The 23700-nt window shown below is 63.5% G+C and carries 22 protein-coding genes; 12 read left to right on the top strand and 10 right to left on the bottom strand.

Annotated elements, in window-relative coordinates:
• Positions 1–6: 6 nt before the first annotated feature.
• The 7 genes from AWB76_RS03090 to mgrA all read right to left on the bottom strand — a co-directional run bounded on the left by AWB76_RS03090 (position 7) and on the right by mgrA (position 8901).
• Positions 7–2388 (bottom strand): xanthine dehydrogenase family protein molybdopterin-binding subunit, encoded by a 2382-nt coding sequence (locus AWB76_RS03090; RefSeq protein ID WP_061158666.1) that lies wholly within the window; start codon positions 2386–2388, stop codon positions 7–9.
• Positions 2389–2443: 55 nt separating this feature from the next.
• Positions 2444–2920, bottom strand: coding sequence for a (2Fe-2S)-binding protein (locus AWB76_RS03085; protein ID WP_061158665.1), 477 nt, complete (start codon positions 2918–2920; stop codon positions 2444–2446).
• Positions 2921–3146: 226 nt separating this feature from the next.
• The gene (bcaP, locus tag AWB76_RS03080) at positions 3147–4595 is read right to left on the bottom strand and encodes a branched-chain amino acid transporter BcaP (protein ID WP_061158664.1); all 1449 of its coding nucleotides are present in this window, start codon (positions 4593–4595) and stop codon (positions 3147–3149) included.
• A gap of 156 nt (positions 4596–4751) precedes the next feature.
• Positions 4752–5405: a response regulator transcription factor RqpR gene (gene rqpR / locus AWB76_RS03075; RefSeq protein ID WP_061158663.1), complete on the bottom strand. Its 654-nt coding sequence runs from the start codon at positions 5403–5405 to the stop codon at positions 4752–4754.
• Positions 5406–5416: 11 nt separating this feature from the next.
• The gene (locus AWB76_RS03070; protein WP_061158662.1) at positions 5417–6289 is read right to left on the bottom strand and encodes a sensor histidine kinase; all 873 of its coding nucleotides are present in this window, start codon (positions 6287–6289) and stop codon (positions 5417–5419) included.
• A gap of 334 nt (positions 6290–6623) precedes the next feature.
• Entirely contained in the window at positions 6624–7394 is a 771-nt protein-coding gene (locus tag AWB76_RS03065; RefSeq protein ID WP_061158661.1) for a ferredoxin--NADP reductase, read from the bottom strand.
• Between the two features lie 463 nt (positions 7395–7857).
• On the bottom strand, positions 7858–8901 hold the full coding sequence (gene mgrA / locus AWB76_RS03060) for an L-glyceraldehyde 3-phosphate reductase (protein WP_061158660.1): 1044 nt from the start codon (positions 8899–8901) through the stop codon (positions 7858–7860).
• A 235-nt stretch (positions 8902–9136) separates the two neighbouring features.
• On the opposite strand from mgrA, the gene AWB76_RS03055 reads away from it, so the two are divergent.
• Entirely contained in the window at positions 9137–9934 is a 798-nt protein-coding gene (locus AWB76_RS03055; protein WP_061158659.1) for a mechanosensitive ion channel family protein, read from the top strand.
• A gap of 70 nt (positions 9935–10004) precedes the next feature.
• A complete protein-coding gene (locus tag AWB76_RS03050) occupies positions 10005–10208 on the top strand; it encodes a DUF3185 family protein (RefSeq protein ID WP_061158658.1) in 204 nt (67 codons plus the stop codon).
• Between the two features lie 2 nt (positions 10209–10210).
• Here AWB76_RS03050 and AWB76_RS03045 read toward each other — a convergent pair whose 3' ends face one another.
• Positions 10211–10987, bottom strand: coding sequence for a phytanoyl-CoA dioxygenase family protein (locus AWB76_RS03045; RefSeq protein ID WP_061158657.1), 777 nt, complete (start codon positions 10985–10987; stop codon positions 10211–10213).
• Positions 10988–11374: 387 nt separating this feature from the next.
• On the opposite strand from AWB76_RS03045, the gene AWB76_RS03040 reads away from it, so the two are divergent.
• Positions 11375–11656 carry a hypothetical protein gene (locus AWB76_RS03040; protein WP_061158988.1) on the top strand — a complete coding sequence of 94 codons (282 nt, stop codon included), beginning with the start codon at positions 11375–11377 and terminating at the stop codon, positions 11654–11656.
• Positions 11657–11666: 10 nt separating this feature from the next.
• On the opposite strand, the gene AWB76_RS03035 is transcribed toward AWB76_RS03040, so the two are convergent.
• Both AWB76_RS03035 and metK read right to left on the bottom strand, forming a co-directional pair.
• On the bottom strand, positions 11667–12782 hold the full coding sequence (locus AWB76_RS03035) for an alkene reductase (protein ID WP_061158656.1): 1116 nt from the start codon (positions 12780–12782) through the stop codon (positions 11667–11669).
• A gap of 127 nt (positions 12783–12909) precedes the next feature.
• The gene (gene metK, locus AWB76_RS03030) at positions 12910–14097 is read right to left on the bottom strand and encodes a methionine adenosyltransferase (protein ID WP_061158655.1); all 1188 of its coding nucleotides are present in this window, start codon (positions 14095–14097) and stop codon (positions 12910–12912) included.
• Positions 14098–14293: 196 nt separating this feature from the next.
• Between metK and AWB76_RS03025 the strand changes: the two genes are divergently transcribed.
• The 9 genes from AWB76_RS03025 to hslU all read left to right on the top strand — a co-directional run bounded on the left by AWB76_RS03025 (position 14294) and on the right by hslU (position 23546).
• Complete coding sequence (locus AWB76_RS03025; RefSeq protein ID WP_445343863.1) at positions 14294–15262, top strand: lipid A biosynthesis lauroyl acyltransferase; 969 nt, start codon at positions 14294–14296, stop codon at positions 15260–15262.
• A gap of 63 nt (positions 15263–15325) precedes the next feature.
• Positions 15326–16198 (top strand): diaminopimelate epimerase, encoded by an 873-nt coding sequence (gene dapF, locus AWB76_RS03020; RefSeq protein WP_061158653.1) that lies wholly within the window; start codon positions 15326–15328, stop codon positions 16196–16198.
• 16 nt (positions 16199–16214) lie between these two features.
• Positions 16215–16934, top strand: a complete 720-nt coding sequence (locus AWB76_RS03015; RefSeq protein WP_061158652.1) for a DUF484 family protein — start codon at positions 16215–16217, stop codon at positions 16932–16934.
• Positions 16935–16936: 2 nt separating this feature from the next.
• Entirely contained in the window at positions 16937–17863 is a 927-nt protein-coding gene (xerC, locus tag AWB76_RS03010; protein WP_061158651.1) for a tyrosine recombinase XerC, read from the top strand.
• 36 nt (positions 17864–17899) lie between these two features.
• Positions 17900–19099 (top strand): class I SAM-dependent rRNA methyltransferase, encoded by a 1200-nt coding sequence (locus AWB76_RS03005; protein WP_061158650.1) that lies wholly within the window; start codon positions 17900–17902, stop codon positions 19097–19099.
• Between the two features lie 110 nt (positions 19100–19209).
• The gene (locus AWB76_RS03000) at positions 19210–20295 is read left to right on the top strand and encodes a CobW family GTP-binding protein (RefSeq protein ID WP_061158649.1); all 1086 of its coding nucleotides are present in this window, start codon (positions 19210–19212) and stop codon (positions 20293–20295) included.
• Between the two features lie 567 nt (positions 20296–20862).
• Positions 20863–21279 (top strand): RNA polymerase-binding protein DksA, encoded by a 417-nt coding sequence (gene dksA, locus AWB76_RS02995; RefSeq protein WP_061122132.1) that lies wholly within the window; start codon positions 20863–20865, stop codon positions 21277–21279.
• 368 nt (positions 21280–21647) lie between these two features.
• A complete protein-coding gene (hslV, locus tag AWB76_RS02990) occupies positions 21648–22184 on the top strand; it encodes an ATP-dependent protease subunit HslV (RefSeq protein WP_061158648.1) in 537 nt (178 codons plus the stop codon).
• A 12-nt stretch (positions 22185–22196) separates the two neighbouring features.
• A complete protein-coding gene (gene hslU / locus AWB76_RS02985; protein ID WP_061158647.1) occupies positions 22197–23546 on the top strand; it encodes an ATP-dependent protease ATPase subunit HslU in 1350 nt (449 codons plus the stop codon).
• The last annotated feature ends 154 nt before the right edge of the window (positions 23547–23700 follow it).

The following is a 23700-nucleotide window of genomic DNA, read 5'->3' as shown; positions in this document are numbered from 1 at the left end:
GTCTCCTCAGGCGCGTTGAGCGTTGTGCATCGCGGTCCACACGCGATGCGGCGTCGCGGGCATCTGCAAGTCCTTCACGCCGAGCGGCGCGAGCGCATCGAGAATCGCGTTGATGACGGCCGGCGGCGAGCCGATCGCGCCCGCCTCGCCGCATCCCTTCACGCCGAGCGGATTGTGCGTGCACGGCGTGCCCTTCGCGGTCTCCACCGTGAAGTTCGGCAGGTCGCTCGCGTGCGGCATCGCGTAATCCATGAACGAGCCGGAGAGCAGCTGGCCAGTGCTGTCGTCGTACACGCAGCGTTCGAGCATCGCCTGGCCGATGCCCTGCCCCAGCCCGCCATGCACTTGCCCTTCGACGATCATCGGATTGATCACGTTGCCGAAATCGTCGACGGCCGTGAACTTCTGGATGCGCGTTTCGCCGGTGTCCTGATCGACTTCGACTTCGCACACATACGCGCCCGACGGATACGTGAAGTTGGTCGGATCGTAGAACGCGTTTTCGTTGAGGCCCGGCTCCAGGGTTTCGAGCGGGAAGTTGTGCGGCACATACGCGGCGAGCGACACATCGGCGAAGCTCTTCGTGCGATCCGTGCCCGCGACGCTGAACACGCCATTCCTGAACTCGATGTCTTCGACCGCCGCTTCGAGCAGATGCGCGGCGATTTTCTTCGCCTTCGCTTCGACTTTATCGAGCGCCTTCATGATCGCGGAGCCGCCGACCGAAATCGACCGCGAGCCATACGTGCCCATGCCGAACGGAATGCGCCCGGTATCGCCATGAATGATTTCGACGTTCTCGATCGAGATGCCCAACCGGTCCGCGACCACTTGCGCGAAGGTCGTTTCGTGTCCCTGCCCGTGACTGTGCGAGCCGGTGAAGACGGTGACGGAGCCGGTCGGATGCACGCGCACTTCGCCCGCTTCGAAGAGACCCGCGCGCGCGCCGAGCGCCCCCGCCACATTCGACGGCGCGAGTCCGCACGCCTCGATGTAGCACGAATAGCCGATGCCGCGCAGCTTGCCCTTCTGCTTCGATTCCTCGCGACGCTTCGCGAAGCCCGCGACGTCCGCCAGTTCCAGCGCGCGATTCAGGCACGCGTCGTAATCGCCAATGTCGTACGTGAGGCCGACCGGCGTCGCATACGGGAACTCGCGGATGAAATTGCGCCGGCGCAACTCGACCGGATCGATGTTCAGCTCGCGCGCCGCCGTTTCCACGAGCCGCTCGACGACATACGTCGCTTCCGGACGGCCCGCGCCGCGGTACGCATCGACGGGCACCGTGTTCGTGAACACGGCTTTGACTTCGGCGTAGATCGCGGGCGTCGTGTACTGGCCGGCGAGCAGCGTCGCGTAGAGCACGGTCGGAATCGACGATGCGAACGTCGACAGATACGCGCCCATGTTCGCCGTCGTATGCACGCGCATGCCGGTGAACTTGCCGTCCTTGTCGAGCGCGAGCTCGGCCTTGGTCACATGATCGCGGCCGTGCGCGTCGGAGAGGAAGGCTTCGGAGCGCTCGGCCGTCCATTTGATCGGACGCCCGACTTTCTTCGAGGCCCACGTCAGCGCGACATCTTCCGGATACAGAAAGATCTTCGAGCCGAAGCCGCCGCCCACGTCGGGCGCGATCACGCGCAGCTTCGATTCCGGCAGCGACAGCACGAACGCCGCCATCAGCAGCCGCTCGACGTGCGGATTCTGATTCGCGACATAGACCGTGTAACTCTCGTCGTGCTTCGAATAGCTCGCGTTGACGGCGCGCGGCTCGATCGCGTTCGGCACGAGACGTTGATTGACGATATCGAGCGTCGTCACGTGCGCGGCCTGCGCGAAGGCGGCGTCGGTCGCGGCCTTGTCGCCGTGGCCCCAGTTGTAGCAGACGTTGTTCGGCACGCTGTCGTGCACGAGCGGCTGGCCGGCGTCGGAAGCGCTCCCCGTATCGACGGTCGCGGGCAGTTCGGCGTAATCGACTTCGATGAGTTCGAGCGCGTCCTTCGCCTCCTTCACCGATTCCGCGACGACGAGCGCGACCTGATCGCCCACGTGCAGCACCTTGTCGTGCGCGATGACGGGATGCGGCGGCTCGTGCATCGGCGAGCCGTCGGTGCTGTGGATGAGCCAGCCGCACGGCAGTCCGCCGACGTTCTCGCCCGCCATATCCTTGCCGGTGAAAATGCCGATCACGCCAGGCGACTTCATCGCCGCCGCGGTATCGATGCGCGTGATCTTCGCGTGCGCGTGCGGCGAACGCAGAAACACGCCGTAGCTCTGCTGCGGCATGACGACGTCGTCGGTGTACTGGCCCGCGCCCGTCAGGAAACGATAGTCTTCCTTGCGCTTCACACCAGCGCCGATCAATTTCTGTTGCTCAGGGGCATTCATCGCGGTCTCCTGTTCAAGGCGCGATTCATCGATTCGGAGGGAGTGTGGCGCGGGATCAGGCGCCGGACTTCATCGCCTGCGCGCCTTCGAGCACCGCTTTGACGATGTTGTGATAGCCCGTGCAGCGGCACAGATTGCCGTCGAGCTGCTCGCGCACGTCTTCTTCGGACAGATCGGGCGATTGCGCGGCGAGCGCGCTCGCACTCATCACCATGCCCGGCGTGCAGAAGCCGCACTGCAAGCCGTGGCATTCCTTGAACGCTGCCTGCATCGGATGAAGCTGGCCGTCCTTCGCCATGCCTTCGATGGTCGTCACTTCCATGCCGTCCGCCTGCGCGGCGAGGATGTTGCACGACTTGATCGCGCGGCCGTCGAGATGAACGGTGCACGCGCCGCACTGCGCGGTGTCGCAGCCGATATGCGTGCCGGTGAGTCTGAGTTGATCGCGGAGAAACTGGACGAGCAGGACATGCGGTTCGACGGTGGCGGTCACGGGTTTCCCGTTGACCGTCAGGCTGATACTAAGCGCCATTTCACTGTCTCCTAGGGGATGGAACCAGCTTCACGCCACGCACCTGCCATCTGCCGCCGTGAGCGTTCAGCCGGATTTGGTGTTATGTGATTTGTGACAATGAGTAAAACACAAATCGGCGGGCCTCGCTATCGGCGCGAACGTCCGTCCCATATTCACGGCATCGCGGCTGCAAAAGCAAAGCGCCGCCTATCGGGCGGCGCTTTTGCGTGCAACGACAGTTGCTTCAGTGCGTCACGGTCTCACGCTCTTTCTGCACATTGACAGCCGATGCCGCTTCGAGCGGCGCGCGTCCGAGCACCGAATGGCGGCGCGAATACGCGAAGTAGATCGCGAGGCCGATCACGAGCCACACCGCGAACGCAATCCACGTCATCCGCTGAAGATTGATCATCAGGAACAGGCACGACGCCACCGCCAGAACCGGCACGACGGGCACGCCCGGGCAGCGGAACGCGCGCGGCAGGTCCGGATGCGTGCGGCGCAGGATCAGCACGGCGATGGACACCATCGAGAACGCAGCGAGCGTGCCGATGTTGATCAGCTCGGCGAGCACGTTGAGCGGCACGAGCGCACCGATGAGGCCGAAGAAAATGCCGACGATCCACGTCGTGAGAAAGGGCGTCGAGTAGCGCGGATGCACCTTCGAAAGCCGCGCGGGCAGCAGGCCGTCACGCGACATCGCGTAGATGATGCGCGTCTGGCCGTAGCTCATCACGAGGATCACGGTGAGCATGCCGAGCACCGCGCCCAGATCGATGAAGCCCGCGACCCAGTTCTGACCGGCCATCTGCAACGCGAACGAGACCGGATGCGGATTGTTCGCGAACTGCGCCGCCGGCACGATGCCGGTCACGACCGCCGCGACCGCCACGTACAGCACCGCGCACACCGCGAGCGACGAGATGATGCCGATCGGCAGATCGCGCTTCGGATTCTTCACTTCTTCCGCCGCCGACGACACCGAATCGAAGCCGATGAACGCGAAGAACATCACCGCCGCCGCGCCGAAGACGCCGGACCAGCCGTTCGGCATGAACGGATGCCAGTTCGCCGGCTTGACGTGGAACACGCCGACCGCGATCACGAGCAGCACGATGGTCACCTTGATCGCGACCATGATGTTGTTCAGGCGCGTGGATTCCTTCACGCCGACCGAAAGCAGCCACGTGATCGCCATCATCACGAGGAACGCGGGCAGGTTGAAGAACGTGGTGTGACCGGGCAAAGCGCCGGGCGCGGCGGACAGCGCGGCCGGCAACGAAATGCCGAAGCCGGACAGCAGCGATTGCAGATAGCCCGACCAGCCGACCGAGACGGCGGACGTCGCGAGCCCGTATTCGAGCATCAGATCCCAGCCGATGATCCACGCGGCCAGTTCGCCGAGCGTGGCGTACGAGTACGTGTAGATGGAGCCGGCGACGGGAATCGTCGACGAGAATTCGGCGTAGGCGAGGGCGGCGAAGCAACACGCGATCGCCGCGACGATGAACGAAATCATGAGCGCCGGGCCGGCCTGCACGGCGCCGGTGCCGGTCAGCACGAAAATGCCCGTGCCGATGATGGCGCCGATCCCGAGGAACGTCAGATCGAGAGCGCCGAGCGTCTTCTTGAGCGACGTGCTGTGCGCGCCGGCCAGCATGTGCTCGATGTTTTTCTTGCGGAACAACGACATTGCGATGAGTCTCCTTCTGGCGCGTGCGGGCGCCCCTGCTGCGGGAAAACCCGCCATTTTATCGGAGAATCAAGGATTGCCCATCATGTGGGCATGCAACGCACTCTTGCAGCAATTTATGACGAATCGACGTTTTTATCTCACACAAGATAAATACTAACCAGCGATCGCCGGATTCATATCGACCAGACGGTTGCTCATCACATAGAAAGTCAGCTCGGCGTTGTTGGCGAGCTTCATCTTCTCCAACAACCGCGCGCGATAAACACTGACGGTTTTCACCGAAAGCGATAACGCAATTGCGATATCCGTCAGCCGCTTTCCCGACGCGAGCATGCACAGCGTCTGGTATTCGCGGTCGGACAGTTTTTCGTGCGGCAAACGCTCCGTGTCGAGCGAAACGTAAGTCGCGAGCGCTTCGGCCATTTCCTGACTCACGTATTTCCGGCCCGCGGCGACCTGCTGAATCGCGCCGATCATCAGTCCGGGGTCCGCCGTTTTCGACAGATAGCCCGACGCGCCCGCCTTCAGCGCGCGCACCGCGTATTGATCCTCGCGATACATCGAGAACATCAGCACCGGCAGACGCGGGCTTTCGCGCTTGAGACGCTTCAGCACGTCGATGCCGTTGACGTCGGGGAGCGAGATATCGAGCATCGCGACATCGGGCGGACGGCGCGCGGCGAGCGCGAGCGCCTGCATGCCAGTTTCGGCCTCCGATACCTCCGACGCGACGCCGCGCTCCAGCAGCAATTGCGCGACCCCGCGGCGCACGATGGCGTGATCGTCGGCGAGAAGAATTCTGAGCATCGCGGGCCGCCTCAGGCGCTGAACATGTGCGGCATGCTGATCGCGAAAAGACCCGGACGCGCCGCGGCCCACGGCAGGCGCGCGCGCACGCCGGTTCCGGCGGGCTTGGCCGCCGCGACGCGCAGAGTGCCGCCGAGCGCCTCGCAGCGCGCGCGCATGCCGGACAGGCCGAAGCGTCCGGTCTTGCGGCGCGCCGCCGCGCTGATGCCGACGCCGTCGTCTTCCACGAGCAGGGTCACGCCGTGTCCGTCGAGCGTGACGGACACGTGCGCGCGCGCGGCGTGCGCGTGACGCGCGACGTTGCCGAGCGCTTCCTGCATCACGCGAAAGAGCGCGAGCGACATGTCGTGCGACATGCGATCCAGCCGCGCATCGGCGGGACAGGAGAAATCGACGGGAATGGTCGTGCGCGCGCCGAAGCCCGCGATCCAGTCGGCGAGCGTGCCGGCGAAGCTGCCGTCGAAAGTCGGCGTCTGCAAGCCTTCGACGATCCGGTGACTCGTCTCGCAGACATCGGCGAGCGCCGCGCGCGCCTGATGCAATGCGTCGCCGAGCGCGGCGGGGACATCGGCGGGCAGCCAGTGTTCGGCGCGCGCGAGGGCGATATTGGCGACCGTGAGCGCCGCGCCGCTCGCGTCGTGCAAATCCTGCGCGAGCGCCTGGCGCGCGCGCTCTTCCGTGACGGCGAGCAGCGCGGCGAGTTCCTGGACGCGGGCGGCAAGACGCTGAATCTGACGGTCGCCCTTGAGCTTGGCGTCGATCAGCGCGGAATAGGGTGAGGCAAACGACGCACCGGAACATTCCGGCGCCGGTGACGGAACCCCGCGCAGCGGGGCGCGGCGAATCGGGCTCTCATCGAGCGTGATCGTGGCCGACGGGTTCATTCACTATCCTCGCTTTGAGCGCAACTGGAGCTACGTCCTCGGGCGATCTCACGAGCGGCGTAACTGAATTTACACTCTGTAACATGCGTGGCGGACTTACGCGGTCGCGTACGCCATCTCAAGTAAACACATCATATCTCAAAAATATGATAAATCCATGTCGCACAAGGCTCGAACGGAAGAACTTCATGTCGTTTGCCAAGTTCGCTGCACATAATGCGTAGGAAAAACACCTACTGACATCGGGCAATTTGTAACAGCGCAACGTTTTTCGCGGGGCGAAAAAAAACCGGAGCACGAAGCTCCGGTCTTTGCGAAGGCCGCGCTGAATCGATCAGCCGACGAACGCCTTTTCCACGACGTAGTGGCCAGGATGATTGTTGCTGCCTTCCTGGAAGCCCATCGAGTCGAGCAGTTCGCGCGTGTCGCGCAGCATGTGCGGGCTGCCGCAAAGCATGACGCGGTCGTTTTCGACCGAGAACGGCTCGACCGAAAGATCCGCGAACAGCTTCTTCGTCTCGATCAGGTCAGTGATGCGGCCGCGGTTCGCGAATTCCTCGCGCGTGACGGTCGGGTAATACACGAGCTTCTCCGACACGATCTCGCCGATATGCTCATGCGCCGGCAAGTGCTCGGTGATGAAGTCCTTGTACGCGAGTTCGTCGACGAAACGGCAGGTGTGCGTCAGCACGATCTTCTCGTAGCGGTCGTAGACGTCCGGGTCCTTGATGATCGACATGAACGGCGCGAGGCCCGTGCCCGTCGACAGCAGCCACAGCGTCTTGCCGGGCAGCAGGTTGTCGGCGACGAGCGTGCCCGTCGGCTTCTTGCCGATCAGCACGGAATCGCCCACTTTCAGATGTTGCAGGCGCGACGTGAGCGGACCGTCCGGAACCTTGATGCTCAGAAATTCGAGATGCTCTTCGTAGTTCGCGCTCGCGAGGCTGTATGCGCGCAGGAGCGGCTTGCCGTCGACTTCGAGACCTACCATCGTGAACTGGCCGTTCTCGAAGCGGAACGAGCTGTCGCGGGTGCAGGTGAAACTGAAAAGCGTGTCGGTCCAGTGATGGACGCTCAGAACGGTTTGAGAATTAAGGTTGCTCATGGCTTCTTGAACTGTGCTCTAACTGTGCGAAAGCGGTGACGCTCTGACGCTCGCGGCTGAATGGCGGACTGCGCCACCCCGGGCTGGCATCGAAAAAAAGCGCGCTAACAAGGGCGCTGTGCTGCCCGAACAGGACGATCGAATGGTGAAAGTCGCCGATTGATCCGAAACCCGCGATTCGAGGACAGCGATTCACGCCGCGCCACGCGTGAACTTCGCGCAAAAAACCAGACAGCCCGGCGCAATCGGCTATTTTAACCCGATAGTCGTTTCGCGGTCCGAACGTCGACACGGCGGCAAAGGCGCGCGCGTGCGCCTCGTGGGCGAACGCGCGTGCTGGAGAAGTGCGCTTACGGCTGGCTGCGCGGCCCGATGGCCGCCGACAAGCCACCGAGCCCGCATGATAGCAACGGATGCCGCGCTTATCCCGAAAATCCCTTCTGGCGAAGGGCTCGGACGGGTGTCAGATGCGCTGATCCGTCGACGGTTTTTCCCACAGGTTGATGCCGCCTTCCTGCGCGTGCTGATCGATTTCCGCGAGCTCTTCCTTCGTGAACTCGAGATTCTTGAGCGCGCCGACGTTCTCCGTGACCTGTTCCGCGCGGCTCGCGCCGATCAGCACCGACGTCACGCGCCCGCCGCGCAGCGCCCACGCGAGCGCCATCTGCGCGAGGCTCTGGCCGCGCTTCTGCGCGAGGTCGTTGAGCTTGCGCACGTGCGCGATGTTGGCATCGCTCAGATGCTCCTGCTTGAGCGAGCCGCCGCCCGGTTTGTTGACGCGCGCGTCCTGCGGCACGCCGTTGAGATATTTGCTCGTCAGCAGACCTTGCGCGAGCGGCGTAAACGCGATGCTGCCCGCGCCGACATCGTCGAGCGTGTCGAGCAGATCTTCTTCGATCCATCGGTTCAGCATGTTGTACGACGGCTGATGGATGAGCAGCGGCACCTTGTGCTCGGCGAGCAGCCTGGCCATTTCGCGCGTTTTCGCCGACGAATACGACGAGATGCCGACATACAGCGCCTTGCCCGAATGCACGGCGGTCGCGAGCGCGCCGGCGGTCTCTTCGAGCGGCGTGTCGGCGTCGAAACGATGTGAATAGAAAATATCGACGTAATCGAGACCCATGCGCTTCAGGCTCTGGTCGAGGCTCGCGAGCACGTATTTGCGCGAGCCGCCGCCCTGGCCGTACGGCCCCGGCCACATGTCCCAGCCGGCTTTCGACGAAATCAGTAATTCGTCGCGGTACGGCCGGAAGTCGTCCTTGAAGATGCGGCCGAAGTTGGTTTCAGCGCTGCCGTACGGCGGGCCGTAGTTGTTCGCCAGATCGAAATGGGTGATGCCGAGATCGAACGCGGTGCGCAGGATGTCGCGTTGCGTGGAGATCGGCGTGGTATCGCCGAAGTTGTGCCACAAACCCAGCGATAGCGCGGGCAGCTTCAGCCCGCTTTTGCCGCACGTGCGGTATTGCATCTGCGTGTAACGCTCGGACGCTGCTTCATAGGCCATGACGTGAATTCCTCTGCGGATTGCGAATTGAACGTGCTGCGATGAACGGCGGGCAAACGCGCGTGATGCGCGGCCGCGCGCGCCGCCAAGGGCGTCAATGGTAAGCCAATCGGGGCTTCGCGCGCACGGCGCACGCCGTCGTCCCGCTATTCGGCATCGGCTGAACGGATAGTAAGGGGAACGATCCAGCGCGATCCCGGACAAAAGCAGATTTCCGTTTAGAGAACTTGCACCAATGGACTCGATCGATAGACTGCGCCCCGCCTACGATTCCTTCACCGCGATCGCCGTGACCTACGGCATCGACATTCTTTTGGCGATCCTGATTCTCGCCATCGGCTGGTGGATTTCGAACGCCGTCGCGAACGCGCTGCGCCGCACGCTCGCCCGCACCAACGTCGACGCCACGCTCACGCCCGTGCTCGCCAGTCTCGCGTTGTGGGCGATCCGCGTGGTCGCGATCGTCGCGGCGCTCGGCAAGTTCGGCATCGCGGCGGCCAGCATCCTGACGGTGCTCGGCGCGGCCGGCCTCGCCATCGGCCTGGCGCTACAGGGCACGCTGCAAAATATCGCGGCCGGCCTGATGCTGTTGCTGCTGCGGCCGTTTCGCGTGGGCGACTACATCGAAGGCGTAGGGACGACGGCCGGCACGGTCAACGAGATCGGACTCTTCACGACGCGCCTCACGAAAGCCGACGGCATCGTCATGTTCGTGCCGAACAGCCTCATCTGGGCGAACGCCATCACGAATTACAGCGCGAACGATCGCCGTCGCGTGGTCATCAATTTTCAGGCGCAACACGGGCTGAAAGTCGAGCACGTGCTCGCGGAACTGCGCAATCTGATGAGCGAAGATGCGCGCATCGTGCAGGACGGCCCGTCGGCGCCGTGGGTCGCAGTGACCGATTACACCGACACGGGCGTCAAATACAACCTCGGCGCGTGGACGAGCCGCGGCGATCATCAACACGTCATGGCCGATCTGCTGCGCAAGATTCAGCCGTATACGCGGGAGCAGGCGCAAGCCGCATGAGCGCAGCCGGGTGGACGCGCTCGCGCGGAGCCGCTAACCTGTCGCGCCTTTCCATCTACGAGACCACCCTATGACCCGGGCGATTTCCGTTGCATTGCTTGTCGGCGGCGTCGTGCTGCTGTACTTCGGCGGCCAGTCGTTTCATTCGCTTTCCAACGACGTCGCGCGCTTTTTCACCGGCTCGCCCACGAACAAGACCATCTGGCTGATCGCGGGCGGGATCGTCGCGTTGCTCGCGGGGCTGATCGGTCTCGCGATTCCGTCGAAACGCTGACGTCAGACGAGCGGCACTTCCGGCTTCGATGCCGAACGCGTGCCGGGCAGCGCCGCGTTGCTCGCGCCGCGATACGTGAACACGAGCGAGAACTTCACCTGGTCGGTGAGGTTCTTGCCCGCCGAATGCAGCGTGTTGCAGTGGAAAAACACGACATCGCCCGGTTCCAGCGCGGGCGACACCGCCGTGCGGATCAACGCGGCGTTCTCGGGCAGATCGGAGCGGAAGAATTTCGCGTCGTCGAAATGATCCGACGTGAACGGCAGTTTGTGCGATGTCGGCACGAACCACAGCGCGCCGTTCTCCACCGTTTCGTTGCCGAGCGCAACCCACGCGGACACGAGGTCGTCGCGTTCGAATGCCCAGTAGCGCACGTCGCGATGCCAGCCGGTCAGACTGCCGTACGCCGGATGCTTGGTCATCATGCAGTTGTGATGCGCGCGCGACAGAAACGGCGTCTCGCCGAAATACAGCTCCATCCAGCCGCGCACATCCGGCGATGTCGCGAATTCCGCGAAGAGCGGATGCCGCGCATAGGCGTCGAGCAGGCGGCGCACGGTATGTCCGCCAGGCGCGTCTTTCGAATCCGGCGCGCCGGGATATTTCAGATCGGCCTCGAACTCCACCGGCGCGGCGGCCTCGGCGAGCTGCTGGCGCGCGACTTCGCGCATCGCGTCGCGTCGCTCCTTCGAGACCAGCCCTTTCACGATCACGTAGCCCTTTTCACGCAGCTCGTGCACCTGTTCTTTCTTCGATTTCAGCGGGTGTTGATCAGACATTTCAGTTCTTGCCTCCAACGGCTTTCGATTTTATTCATGCCGTCGACGCTATATCCGGAATTGGGGCGAATACGGGGATTGTAAATCCGGCGACGCGGGAAGGCCCGTGCGGCAACGCATCCGCGGGGATTTATAAGCAGCCGCTTCATAAAACGGCAGGGAAAACGCGGACTTACCCGGGTAATACGCGTCCTGTACATTGAGCCGCATCAATTCGGTGCAACTTCGCAAACGCGTTTGAATCGAATCGTTGAACTCCATTTTTGAGACGACTATCGTCGAGTCTGCCTCCACGCAAATCGACCTTTTCCCGCCGACATGAACCACCGAATCGCTATCGGATTGACTCGCGCCGCCTCGCGAGCCGCGCGTCCTGCGCGCCGCGGCATGATCCGCGCATTGCGCCATCACTCCACCCGCACGCAATTGCTCGCCGAGCAACTGAAGAACGTGCATCCTGTCGACGGTATCCGGTCGTGGTTCCGCGGTTTCTTCTTCAATCTGCGTGTCCGTGCGGCTTCGCGGCGGGTATCGTTGCGCGCGCTGTTGCGCCGTCCGGTGCAGTTGCGCGCGCCGGCGCCCAAGCCGAAGGCCGCCGCACTGACGAGCCGCCGTCCGCGCCGCGTGTCGGCGAGCAGCGCCGGCTGGTACGCGTTCGCGGCGCGCTGAATCGCTCGACTCAGTCCGGCGTGGACTCGTCGAGCGCCGGATAGTCCGTGTAGCCTTTTTCTCCGCCGCCGTAGAACGTGGCCTCGTCGGGCGTGTTGAGCGGCGCTGCGGTCCTGAAGCGCTCGACCAGATCCGGATTCGCAAGAAACGCGCGACCAAAGGCCACGGCATCGGCTTCGCCTCGTTCGATGCGCGCGTTCGCCTCTTCCGCCGTGTATTCGCCGCAGACGATGATCGCGCCGTCGTAGGCCTCGCGCAGCGCGCGCCGATAGCCTTCCGAGAGCGGCGCGCCGCCGGCCCAGTCGCCCTCCGCCAGATGCAGATACGCAATGCCAATGCGCTTCAGCTCGCGCGCCAGATGCAGCGATGACGCCTCGCCTTCGTCGTCCTGCAGATCGAAGCCCGTGAAGTTCGGCGAAATGCGGATGCCCACGCGATTCGCGCCCATCACGCCGGCCACGGCCTCCAGCACATCGATGACGAGCCGCACGCGATTCTCAATGCCGCCGCCGTAATCGTCGGTGCGGTGATTGGTGCCCGTCGCCATGAACTGATGCAGCAGATAGCCGTTGGCCGCGTGCACTTCGATCATGTCGAAATCGGCCCGTTTCGCGCGATGCGCGGCATCGACGAATTGCAGCACGATGCCCGGCAGCTCGTCGGTTTCGAGCGCGCGCGGGTCGTCGGCATCGGTCATGCCGTAAGAGCCGTCATCGTGTTTCACGAACACTTGCGTGTCGCGCGCGCGGATCGCGGACGGCGCGACGGGCGGCGCACCGCCTTCCTGAAGCGAGCGATGCGACACGCGCCCCACATGCCACAACTGCGACGCGATGCGCCCGTGCCGAGCGTGAACCGCGCCCACGACCGCTCTCCAACCGGCTTCCTGCGGATCGGAGTAGATGCCCGGCGTCGCGAAATAGCCCTGACCTTGCGGCGAAATCTGCGTCGCCTCGCTGACGATGAGCCCCGCGCCCGCGCGCTGCGCGTAATAGCGGGCGTTCATTTCGGTGGGCACGTCGCCGGGCTGCGATGCGCGATTGCGCGTGAGCGGCGCCATCACGACGCGATTCGGCAGTTCGAGACCGCCGATGGTGACAGGAGAGAGAAGCGTATCGAACGGCATGGCGGCTCCGTGGATGATCGGGTTTGCCACCCGATGTCATCGCAAGAAACGCGCCGCGCGAGGCGCAAAAAAAAACCGGCAAGCGCGATGCTTGCCGGTTTTCGTCCTGCTCGATGCCTCGGCGGCGTTATGCCACGCTGGCGACCGGCTCGGTGCCGGCGGCTTCCGCGAGGACAAGCGCCTTGTCCGTGGCTTCCCACGAGAATTCCGGCTCTTCGCGGCCGAAGTGACCGTAAGCGGCCGTCTTCTCGTAGATCGGGCGCAGCAGATCGAGCATCTGGATGATGCCCTTCGGACGCAGATCGAAGTGCTCCTGAACGAGCTTCGTGATTTCGGCATCCGACACGCGGCCCGTGCCGAACGTGTTCACCATCACCGAAGTCGGACGCGCGACGCCGATTGCGTACGAAACCTGAATCAGCGCGCGCGAAGCGAGACCCGCCGCGACGATGTTCTTCGCGACATAACGGCCCGCGTAAGCCGCCGAGCGGTCGACCTTCGACGGATCCTTGCCCGAGAACGCGCCGCCGCCGTGCGGCGCCGCGCCGCCGTACGTATCGACGATGATCTTGCGGCCCGTCAGACCGCAGTCGCCCTGCGGACCGCCGATGACGAAACGGCCCGTCGGGTTCACCAGGAACTTGATGTCGCCCTTGATGAGTTCCTTCGGCAGCGTCGGCTTGATGACTTCTTCGATCACCGCTTCGCGCAGTTGCGCGAGGTCGATGTCCGGCGAATGTTGCGTGGACAGCACGACGGTGTCGATGGAATGCGCGCGGCCGTCGACGTAACGCACGGTGACCTGCGACTTCGCGTCCGGACGCAGCCAGGGCAGACGGCCGTCGCGGCGCAGATCCGCCTGACGCTCGACGAGGCGATGCGACAGGTGGATCGGCAGCGGCATCAGTTCGGGCGTTTCGTCGCACGCGTAGCCGAACATCAGGCCCTGGTCGCCCGCGCCTTGATCGAGGTTGTCGTCGTGCGCCTTGTTGACGCCTTGCGCGATATCCGGCGATTGCTTGTCGTAAGCGACGAGCACCGCGCAGCCGCGATAGTCGATGCCGAAGTCGGTGTTGTCATAGCCGATGCGCTTGATGGTGTCGCGCGCGACCTGGATGTAATCGACGTTGGCGTTAGTCGTGATTTCGCCCGCGAGGACGACGAGACCGGTGTTGCAGAGCGTTTCCGCTGCGACGCGCGAATATTTGTCCTGCGACAGGATGGCGTCGAGGATGGCGTCGGAGATTTGGTCGGCAACCTTGTCCGGGTGGCCTTCGGAAACGGATTCGGAAGTAAAGAGATAGTCGTTCGACACGCTTCAGACTCCAAGAGTACGGTTGATGATCACGTAGCCGTCTTCGTCTGGAGTCTGAAGCGGCGACGCTTTAGCGGATGTTTTTCCGGACCGGCGGCCTCCTGAAACTTCGGAAGCCTTCGGCCCGCTTCGCCCCGCAAGTTGTCCATTAACTCGGCGAAGGTTCTATTATACCGGCTTCCCCTGATTTCACAGAATTGACCCTTTTGGCTTCCTTGGTCCCGCCCTTTTCGTCCCGTTCGTCCGGTTCGCCGCTTTTGCCCGCTCGCCGGAGTTCGTCATGCTAGGCCGCATCGGCGTGGCGCTCGCCATCGGTTTCCTCAAATTCCTGGCGCTCATTCCGTACGGCATCACTGCGCGTTTCGGCGACGGGCTCGGCTGGCTGCTCTATCAGATCCCGAGCCGCCGCAAGCGCATCGTCCATACGAACCTGAAGCTCTGCTTTCCCGAGTGGTCCGAGGAAAAACGCGAGGACATCGCGCAGAAGCATTTCCGTCACGCGATCCGCAGCTACGTGGAGCGCAGCGTGCAATGGTTCGGCTCCGCGAAGAAGCTCGAAAAGCTGATTCAGGTCGACAGCGCCGTCGATCTCACCGATCCCGATCTTCCGCCCACGCTCTTTCTCGGCCTGCATTTCGTCGGCATCGAAGCGGGTTCGATCTTCCTGAACTACTCGCTGCACCGGCAATGCGGATCGCTGTATCAGCCGTTTTCGAATCCGCAGATCGAGGCACTGGCGAAGGCGCAGCGCGCCCGCTTCGGCGCCGACATGGCGAGCCGCGCCGACAGCGCGCGCATCGTGCTGCGCTGGCTGCGCGATCGCAAGCCCGTGATGCTCGGCGCGGACATGGATTACGGCATGCGCAATTCCACCTTCGTGCCGTTTTTCGGCATCCCGACGTGCACGCTGACCGCAGTCGGCCGGCTGGCGAAGACGGGCAAGGCGCAGGTCGTGCCGTTCATCGGCGAGGTCTTGCCGGACTACAAGGGTTATCGGCTGAAGATTTTCGAGCCTTGGGACAATTACCCCACCGGCGATGACGAAGCCGACGCGCGCCGCATGAACGCGTTTCTGGAAGAGCAGATTCCGCACATGCCGGAGCAATATTATTGGGTGCACAAGCGCTTCAAGACGCGGCCGCCGGGCGAGCCGGGTTTTTATTGAGGCCTGAAATCAACGCCTGGACGGCGCGAAACGCGGCAGCGCGGCTCACATACAATAGCGGCCATGAAACTGAAATTCACCAAGATGCAAGGCGCGGGCAATGACTTCGTCGTGCTCGACGGCTATACGCAGGCGCTCGATCTCTCGGGCGAGCAAGTGCGCGCGCTTGCGAACCGCCATTTCGGCGTGGGCGCGGATCAGTTGCTGCTCGTGGAAAAGCCGACGATCGGCGGCGTCGACTTCAAGTACCGCATCTTCAATTGCGATGGCGGCGAAGTCGAGCATTGCGGCAATGGCGCGCGCTGCTTCGTGAAGTTCGTGCGCGACCGGCGTCTGACGGACGCATCGACGGTGCGCGTGCAGGTGCAAAACGGCATCATCACGCTGACGATGCAGGAAAACGGCGAAGTCGTCGTCGACATGAGCACGCCGGTATTCGATCCGCCGCAGGTTCCCTTCGACGCGCAGGCGCTCGAAGGCCGCAAGGAAGGCAACGACACGCTCTGGCCGCTCGACGTGAACGGCGAAACGCGCTGGATTTCCGTTGTGTCGATGGGCAATCCGCACGCGGTCCAGATCGTCGATGACGTCGAGGCGTATCCGGTCCTGACCGAAGGTCCGGTCGTCGAGCGTCACGCGCGCTTTCCGAAGCGCGTCAACGCGGGCTTCATGCAGATCGTCGATCGTCATTCGGTGAAACTGCGCGTCTACGAGCGCGGCGCGGGCGAAACGCTCGCGTGCGGCACGGGCGCGTGCGCGGCGGTGGCCGCGGGCATCCGTCGCGGCCGGCTCGATTCGCCCGTGCGCGTCGAAACGCACGGCGGCACGCTCACGATCCGCTGGGACGGCGCAAGCAACGAAGCCGCCGCGCTCTTCATGGCCGGACCCGCCGCCACGGTTTTCGAAGGCGAGATCGAGCTCGACCGCATCGTTTAACGCATATACGTCACCAATGAATCCACGCGAAGTCGCCGACTATCTGCTCGACAACCCCGATTTCTTTGTCGAGCACGCGGAATTGCTCGGCACCATCCGGCTTTCGAATCCGCACGGCAAAGCGGCCGTGTCGTTGCAGGAACGCCAGATGGAAATGCTGCGCGACAAGAACAAGCAGCTCGAGCGGCGTCTGGCCGAACTGCTGCGCTACGGCCACGAGAACGACAGCATCTCGTCCAAGTTCAACCGCTGGACCGTGCGCGTGATCTCGCAGCGCGATCCGTACGCGTTGCCCACGACCATCAGCAAAGGGCTGTGCGAAGTCTTCGACGTGCCCCACGCCGCGCTGCGCGTGTGGGATATCGACGAAGCGTATCGGCAGGCCGATTTCGCGCGTCAGGTCGGCGAGGAAGTGCGCATTTTCACGAGCAGCCTCGCGACGCCGTACTGCGGCGTGAACACCGGCTTCGCTGCCGCGCAGTGGCTGGGCGCGGCGAACTCGGCATCGGCGACGGTCGCGCCGAGCGACGGCCCGTCCGACATCGATCGCACGATCGAATCCGTGTCGCTCATCGCGCTGCGCGATCCGCAAGCCGGCCCGGACGCACCGAGCTTCGGACTGCTCGTGATGGGCTCGCCCGATCCGCGCCGCTTTCACGACGGCATGGCGACGGACTTCCTCACGCAGATCGGCGCGCTCGCGAGCGCCGCGCTGTCGCGCCTGCTGCCGCACTGAACATGAACGCCGCCGCCGATGTGATCGCCGACTATCTCGCGATGCTCGACCATCAGCGGCATCTCTCCGAGCACACGCTGCGCGGCTACACGCATGAATTGAGCGAGTTGCGCGCGCTCGCCAAGGATCGTCCGCTCGAAACGCTCACGTCCGCCGATATTCGCGGCGCGGTCGTGCGGGCGCACGCGGGCGGGCTGTCGTCGCGTTCGATCGGGCATCGGCTGTCGGCGTGGCGCGCGTTCTATCGATGGCTCGCCGAGCGCGTCGAGATGCCCGCGAATCCCGTCGCGGCGGTGCGCGCGCCCAAGCGCGAAAAGACGCTGCCGAAGGCGCTTTCCGTCGATGACGCCGCGAGGCTCATGGACGCGCCGCAAGCGGACACGACCGAAGCGCTGCGCGATCACGCGATCCTCGAACTGTTCTACTCGTCGGGGCTGCGGCTCGCGGAACTCGTCGGGCTGGATGTGCGCTTCGTCGAGCAGGACGGTTATCGTTCGGCGGGCTGGCTCGATCTCGTGCAACAGGAAGTGACCGTGCTCGGCAAGGGCAATCGGCGGCGCTCGGTGCCGGTCGGCAGCAAGGCGATCGAAGCGCTGCGCGCGTGGATCGACGTGCGCGGCGAATTCGTCAAGCTCGATCCGCACGCGCTCTTTCTTTCGGTGCGCGGCAATCGCATGTCGCCCGGCGTCGTGCGCGAACGCGTGAAGCGGCTCGCGCTGCTCGCGGGCATTCCGTCGAACGTGCATCCGCACGTGCTGCGGCATTCGTTCGCCACGCACGTGCTGCAATCGAGCGGCGATCTGCGCGCGGTGCAGGAACTGCTCGGCCACGCGAACATCACGGCGACGCAGGTGTACACGTCGCTCGATTTTCAGCATCTCGCCCGCGTCTACGATGCGGCGCACCCGCGCGCGAAAAAGCGCGATTAACTCGGCGGGCGCCTCGCGCGCCGCCTCCGGATTGCAATGAACACCATCACGCTCAAACCGGCGAAGGACAGATCGCTCGTCCGCCGCCATCCGTGGATTTACGCGAACGCCATCGCGCGCATCGACGGCAATCCAGCGCCGGGCGCGACCGTCGTCGTGCGTGCGGCGGACGGCCGCTTTCTCGCGCGCGCGTCGTACAGCCCGAGTTCGCAGATTCGCGCGCGCGTCTGGACGTTCGACGAAAGCGAGCCCATCGATCACGCGTTCTTCAAGCGCCGCGTGCAGCGCGCGGTCGCGCACCGGCGCACGATGGTCAAGGACACCGGCGCGACGCGCCTCGTCTTCGGCGAGGCGGACGGATTGCCGGGCCTTATCGTCGATTACTACGTCGCGGACGACGGCAAACACGCGCAGCTCGTCTGCCAGTTCATGGCGACGGGCGTCGAGGCGTGGAAAGAGGCCATCGTGCAGGCGCTCGTCGAGGCGACCGCGTGCCCGAACGTCTACGAGCGCTCGGACGTGTCGATCCGCCAGAAGGAAGGGCTCGAACAGACGACCGGCGTGCTCGCCGGCGACGCGCCGCCCGAGACGCTCATCACGAACGAATGCGGCGTGCGTTATCACGTCGATGTGCGCAACGGCCACAAGACCGGCTTTTATGTCGATCAGCGCGACAACCGCGTGCTCGTCGCGCAGAACGCGCAAGATCGCGACGTGCTCAACTGCTTCTGCTACACGGGCGGCTTTTCGCTGGCCGCGCTGAAAGGCGGCGCGACGCGCGTGGTCTCGGTGGATTCGTCGGGCGAAGCGCTCGCGCTCGCGCGCGAAAACGTGACGGCGAACGGCTTCGACGCGGCAAAGGCCGAATGGCTCGACGCCGATGCCTTCAAGACGCTGCGCCGTCTCTACGACGAAGGCCAGCGCTTCGACCTGATCGTGCTCGATCCGCCGAAGTTCGCGCCGTCGAAGGAAACCGTCGATCGCGCCGCGCGCGCGTACAAGGACATCAACCTGAGCGGCTTCAAGCTGCTGCGTCCGGGCGGGCTGCTCTTCACGTATTCGTGCTCCGGCGCGATCGATTCGGACCTGTTCCAGAAGATCGTCGCGAGCGCCGCCGCCGACGCGCGCGTCGATGCGCGCATCCTGAAGCGTCTCGGCGCGGGCGTCGATCATCCGCTGCTGACGGCGTTCCCGGAAGGCGAGTATCTGAAAGGGCTGCTGTTGCAAATCGCGTGATCGGCCCCAGTTAAGGCCGAATCGCGGGCGAAGGACGCACGAAGCGTCGGCTCCGCAAATATGTTTCAATATTCGACTCAGCGCGTTCCCCGAACTTAAAAGGCGACACCATGATTCCCGTAACCATCCTGACCGGCTTTCTCGGCAGCGGCAAAACCACGCTGCTCAAGCGCATCCTGAACGAGAAGCACGGCATGAAGATCGCCGTGATCGAGAACGAGTTCGGCGAAGAGAACATCGACAACGAAATTCTCGTGCAGGAAACGAACGAGCAGATCATCCAGATGAGCAACGGCTGCATCTGCTGCACGATCCGTGGCGACCTCGCGCGCGCTCTCGAAGACCTCGCGAATCGCAAGAAGGCGGGCACGCTCGAATTCGACCGCGTCGTGATCGAAACCACCGGCCTCGCGAATCCCGGCCCGGTCGCGCAGACGTTCTTCATGGATAACACCGTCGCCGACGAATTCCTGCTCGACGCGATCATCACGCTCGTCGACGCGAAGCACGCGAACGCGCAGCTCGACCAGCACGAAGTGGTGCAGCGTCAGGTCGGCTTCGCGGATCGCCTGTTCGTCACGAAGTCCGATCTCGTCTCGGCGGACGATCTCGAAGCGCTGAAGCATCGCCTGATGCACATGAACCCGCGCGCGGCGATCAAGGTCGTGAATTTCGGCGACGCCGACATCAAGGAAATCTTCGATCTGCGCGGCTTCAACCTGAATTCGAAGCTCGAGATCGATCCGGACTTCCTCGCGGAAGACGATCACGATCATGACCACGATCACGCGCATGATCACGGCCACGGCGACGACCACGATCATTCGACCTGCGGTCACGATCACAGCCACGATCACGAGCACGGGCATGACCACCATCATCACGCGCACCACGACGACAAGATCAAGTCGTTCGTGTATCGCAGCGACAAGCCGTTCGATCCGAACCGCCTCGAAGACTTCCTCGGCGGCATTCTGCAGATCTATGGCGAGCGCCTGTTGCGCTACAAGGGCGTGCTCTATATGAAGGGCGTCGATCGCAAGGTCGTGTTCCAGGGCGTGCACCAGATGATGGGCAGCGACCTCGCCGGCAAGTGGATGCCGATCGAGAAGAAGAACAGCAAGATGGTGTTCATCGGCATCGAGCTGCCGAAGGATCTGATCACCGACGGACTCGACGCCTGCCTCGTGAAGTAATCCGGCACGCATCTCGCTTGGATCGTGCGAATCCCGCGGGGGCGAAAAAAGAGGCATCGAAGCAGAACGCCGCCGCGAATGGCTCGTGTGCGGCGTTTTTCTTGTTCGACTTTCGATGTGCGTATGTAGTCGCGCCCACGAACCGTCATCGCTTTTTGCACGTCCAGGCGTTATATTTTTGAAATTCCGGCACGAATCGACAGGGTTTTCCGTAGGTTTAGCCGGAAATTGCGGTTCAGTTACAATACAGCCCCACTGGAGAAGGGCAGTTTCGCTGAATGCGCGTCTTTCAGGCGCTCGGCCAGCGGACATTGGAGAAGGGATGTCCCGTCGGGACGATGCCTCGATTTGCCGGGGGAAGGCAAATCAAGTCAAAGCACCGGGGCCGGACATGCCGGGCCATGCAAATGCGGCCGGGCCTTCCGGAGCATCATCCAATATCGGTTTCCAGAGGAGTTCGGCCCCGCATCGACGCGTCGCGCAGCCCCAGGCGCACCACACGTTGCATGCGGGTAACGCAAGTGCGGGCGGTGCGAAGACATCGCCCTACATTGAAGAAGCAAGCTGATGACAACGAAACTCTTGACCGAAGCCGAAATCCTGAAGATGAGCGAGAAGGACTACATGAACGAGGAGCAACTCGCCTTCTTCAAGAACCGGCTCGAACAGTTGCAGGCGGACATTCTGAAGAATGCCGGCCAGACCACCGAAAATCTGCGCGAAACGGTGATCGTGCCGGACCCGGCGGACCGCGCGACCATCGAGGAAGAACATGCACTGGAACTGCGCACGCGTGACCGCGAACGCAAGCTTCTGAAGAAGGTGCAGCAGTCGCTCGCGCGCATCGAGTCCGGCGATTACGGCTGGTGCGAAGAGACCGGCGAACCGATCGGCATTCCGCGTCTGCTCGCGCGCCCGACGGCTACGCTCTCGCTCGAAGCTCAGGAACGCCGCGAACTGCGCCAGAAGCTGTTCGGCGACTGAAATTGCTGCCGGCAGGCGATCGTCGCGGGTCCGCCCGCCACGGGGAAGACGCCGCCGCAAAAGTTGCGCGCATGCAGTCACATCAGGAAAAGGCACCCAGGCAGGGGTGCCTTTTTTGCTTTGCGGCAGGTAAAAAGCGGCGAGCGTCGAAGTCGCGCGCCTTGATAAATCCACCGCCGCCCTAAAATGAACTCGACGCGCGCCGCAAAAGCTTCATCGCGGCAGGCGCGAGCGCGGCGCCGTCCACCCGAGGCTCAACGCCCGGACGGAACCCCGCGCCGTGCACTCCATCGAATTCTCGACTGCGCGGCGGCTATGGCCACATTACGGGGCCGCCCCGCGTCCTTCTGTTTTCACAAGGAACGCACATGGAACAATTTCACGGCACGACCATCGTCTCCGTGCGCCGCGACGGCAAGGTCGCGCTGGGCGGCGATGGTCAGGTGACGCTCGGCAATATCGTCATGAAAGGGGGCGCGAAGAAAGTGCGCCGCATCTATGGCGGCAAGGTGCTGGTCGGCTTCGCCGGCGGCACGGCCGACGCGTTCTCGCTGCTCGACCGCTTCGAAGCGAAGCTCGAGAAGCATCAGGGCAATCTGACGCGCGCCGCGGTCGAGCTGGCGAAGGACTGGCGCACCGACCGCATGCTGCGACGCCTCGAAGCCATGCTGATCACCGCCGACAAGGACACCACGCTCGTCATTACCGGCAATGGCGACGTGCTCGATCCGGAGCACGGCATCGCGGCAATCGGCTCGGGCGGCGCTTACGCGCAGGCGGCGGCGCAGGCGCTCGTCGAGAACACGGATCTTTCGCCGCGCGAAGTCGTCGAAAAGGCGCTGACCATCGCCGGCGACATGTGCATCTACACCAATCACAATCGCGTCATCGAGACGATCGAATAAAGGACTTTAGCGATGACCACCATGACTCCCTCCGAAATCGTCTCCGAACTCGACAAGCACATCATCGGCCAGGGGCGCGCGAAGAAGGCGGTTGCCGTCGCGCTGCGCAACCGCTGGCGCCGTCAGCAGGTCGCCGAGCCGCTGCGCCAGGAAATCACGCCGAAGAACATCCTGATGATCGGGCCGACGGGCGTCGGCAAGACCGAAATCGCGCGGCGGCTGGCCAAGCTCGCGGACGCGCCGTTCATCAAGATCGAAGCGACCAAGTTCACCGAAGTCGGTTACGTCGGCCGCGACGTAGACAGCATCGTGCGCGATCTGATCGAGATTTCCGTGAAGCAGACGCGCGAATCCGAGATGAAGAAGGTGCGCACGAAGGCCGAAGATCGCGCCGAAGACCGCATCCTCGACATTCTTCTGCCGACGGCGCGGCCGGTCGGATTCGGCGCATCGAACGCGATCGAGTCGAACAGCGAAGGCGGCGACAACGCCACGCGCCAGACCTTCCGCAAGCGGCTGCGCGAAGGCGCGCTCGACGACAAGGAAATCGAGCTGGACGTGGAAATGCCGCAAGTCGGCATGGACATCATGGGGCCGCCGGGCATGGAGGACATGACCGAGCAGATCCGTTCGATGTTCGCGAATATCGGCGGCGGCAAGAAGACGCGCCGCAAGGTGAAGGTCAAGGAAGCGCTCAAGCTGCTCACCGACGAAGAAGCCGGCAAGATGCTCAACGACGAAGAGGTCAAGAGCCGCGCGGTGCAGAACGTCGAGCAGAACGGCATCGTGTTCCTCGATGAAATCGACAAGATCGCGTCGCGCAGCGAGACCGGCGGCGCCGAAGTGTCGCGCGCGGGCGTGCAGCGCGATCTGCTGCCGCTCGTCGAAGGCACGACCATCAACACGAAGTACGGGATGATCAAGACCGATCACATCCTGTTCATCGCGAGCGGCGCGTTCCATCTCGCCAAGCCGAGCGATCTGATTCCCGAGTTGCAAGGGCGTTTTCCGATTCGCGTCGAGCTGGATTCGCTCTCGGTCGGCGACTTCGAATCGATCCTGAATTCGACCGATGCGAGTCTCGTCAAACAGTACAAGGCGCTGCTCGCGACGGAAGACGTCGAGCTCGATTTCGCCGAAGACGGCATCCGGCGTCTCGCGGAAATCGCATATTCGGTGAACGAGAAGACCGAGAACATCGGTGCGCGGCGGCTGTACACGGTGATCGAAAAGCTGCTGGAAGAAGTGTCGTTCGCGGCGGGCAATCACGCCGGCCAGCCGGTGCGCATCGACGCGGCGTATGTGGATCGCGCGCTCGGCGATGTGGCACAGGACGAAGATTTGTCGCGCTACGTGCTGTAACGGCGGCGGAATCGTCATGAGAAACCGGGCTGCGGCCCGGTTTTTTGTGTGCGCTGCGTTTGGAACGGACGAAAAAAAACCCGCCTATGTGGGCGGGTTGAATCCATATCAGGAGGAGACATGGAGGAGACAGTTCCAATCATACACAGCCGCT

It is taken from the genome of Caballeronia temeraria (assembly GCF_001544795.2).
Classification (GTDB): domain Bacteria; phylum Pseudomonadota; class Gammaproteobacteria; order Burkholderiales; family Burkholderiaceae; genus Caballeronia; species Caballeronia temeraria.
This window is presented reverse-complemented; position numbering and strand designations above follow the sequence as displayed.

Coding starts and splice junctions, on each gene's coding strand:
- hslU (WP_061158647.1), top strand. CDS start 22,197: ATGACCACCATGACTCCCTCCGAAATCGTCTCCGAACTCGACAAGCAC.
- dapF (WP_061158653.1), top strand. CDS start 15,326: ATGAAACTGAAATTCACCAAGATGCAAGGCGCGGGCAATGACTTCGTC.
- AWB76_RS03065 (WP_061158661.1), bottom strand. CDS start 7,394: ATGAGCAACCTTAATTCTCAAACCGTTCTGAGCGTCCATCACTGGACC.
- dksA (WP_061122132.1), top strand. CDS start 20,863: ATGACAACGAAACTCTTGACCGAAGCCGAAATCCTGAAGATGAGCGAG.
- AWB76_RS03050 (WP_061158658.1), top strand. CDS start 10,005: ATGACCCGGGCGATTTCCGTTGCATTGCTTGTCGGCGGCGTCGTGCTG.
- AWB76_RS03015 (WP_061158652.1), top strand. CDS start 16,215: ATGAATCCACGCGAAGTCGCCGACTATCTGCTCGACAACCCCGATTTC.
- bcaP (WP_061158664.1), bottom strand. CDS start 4,595: ATGTCGTTGTTCCGCAAGAAAAACATCGAGCACATGCTGGCCGGCGCG.
- AWB76_RS03045 (WP_061158657.1), bottom strand. CDS start 10,987: ATGTCTGATCAACACCCGCTGAAATCGAAGAAAGAACAGGTGCACGAG.
- AWB76_RS03090 (WP_061158666.1), bottom strand. CDS start 2,388: ATGAATGCCCCTGAGCAACAGAAATTGATCGGCGCTGGTGTGAAGCGC.
- AWB76_RS03035 (WP_061158656.1), bottom strand. CDS start 12,782: ATGCCGTTCGATACGCTTCTCTCTCCTGTCACCATCGGCGGTCTCGAA.
- AWB76_RS03000 (WP_061158649.1), top strand. CDS start 19,210: ATGATTCCCGTAACCATCCTGACCGGCTTTCTCGGCAGCGGCAAAACC.
- xerC (WP_061158651.1), top strand. CDS start 16,937: ATGAACGCCGCCGCCGATGTGATCGCCGACTATCTCGCGATGCTCGAC.
- rqpR (WP_061158663.1), bottom strand. CDS start 5,405: ATGCTCAGAATTCTTCTCGCCGACGATCACGCCATCGTGCGCCGCGGG.
- hslV (WP_061158648.1), top strand. CDS start 21,648: ATGGAACAATTTCACGGCACGACCATCGTCTCCGTGCGCCGCGACGGC.
- AWB76_RS03085 (WP_061158665.1), bottom strand. CDS start 2,920: ATGGCGCTTAGTATCAGCCTGACGGTCAACGGGAAACCCGTGACCGCC.
- AWB76_RS03040 (WP_061158988.1), top strand. CDS start 11,375: ATGATCCGCGCATTGCGCCATCACTCCACCCGCACGCAATTGCTCGCC.
- AWB76_RS03055 (WP_061158659.1), top strand. CDS start 9,137: ATGGACTCGATCGATAGACTGCGCCCCGCCTACGATTCCTTCACCGCG.
- AWB76_RS03070 (WP_061158662.1), bottom strand. CDS start 6,289: ATGAACCCGTCGGCCACGATCACGCTCGATGAGAGCCCGATTCGCCGC.
- AWB76_RS03005 (WP_061158650.1), top strand. CDS start 17,900: ATGAACACCATCACGCTCAAACCGGCGAAGGACAGATCGCTCGTCCGC.
- mgrA (WP_061158660.1), bottom strand. CDS start 8,901: ATGGCCTATGAAGCAGCGTCCGAGCGTTACACGCAGATGCAATACCGC.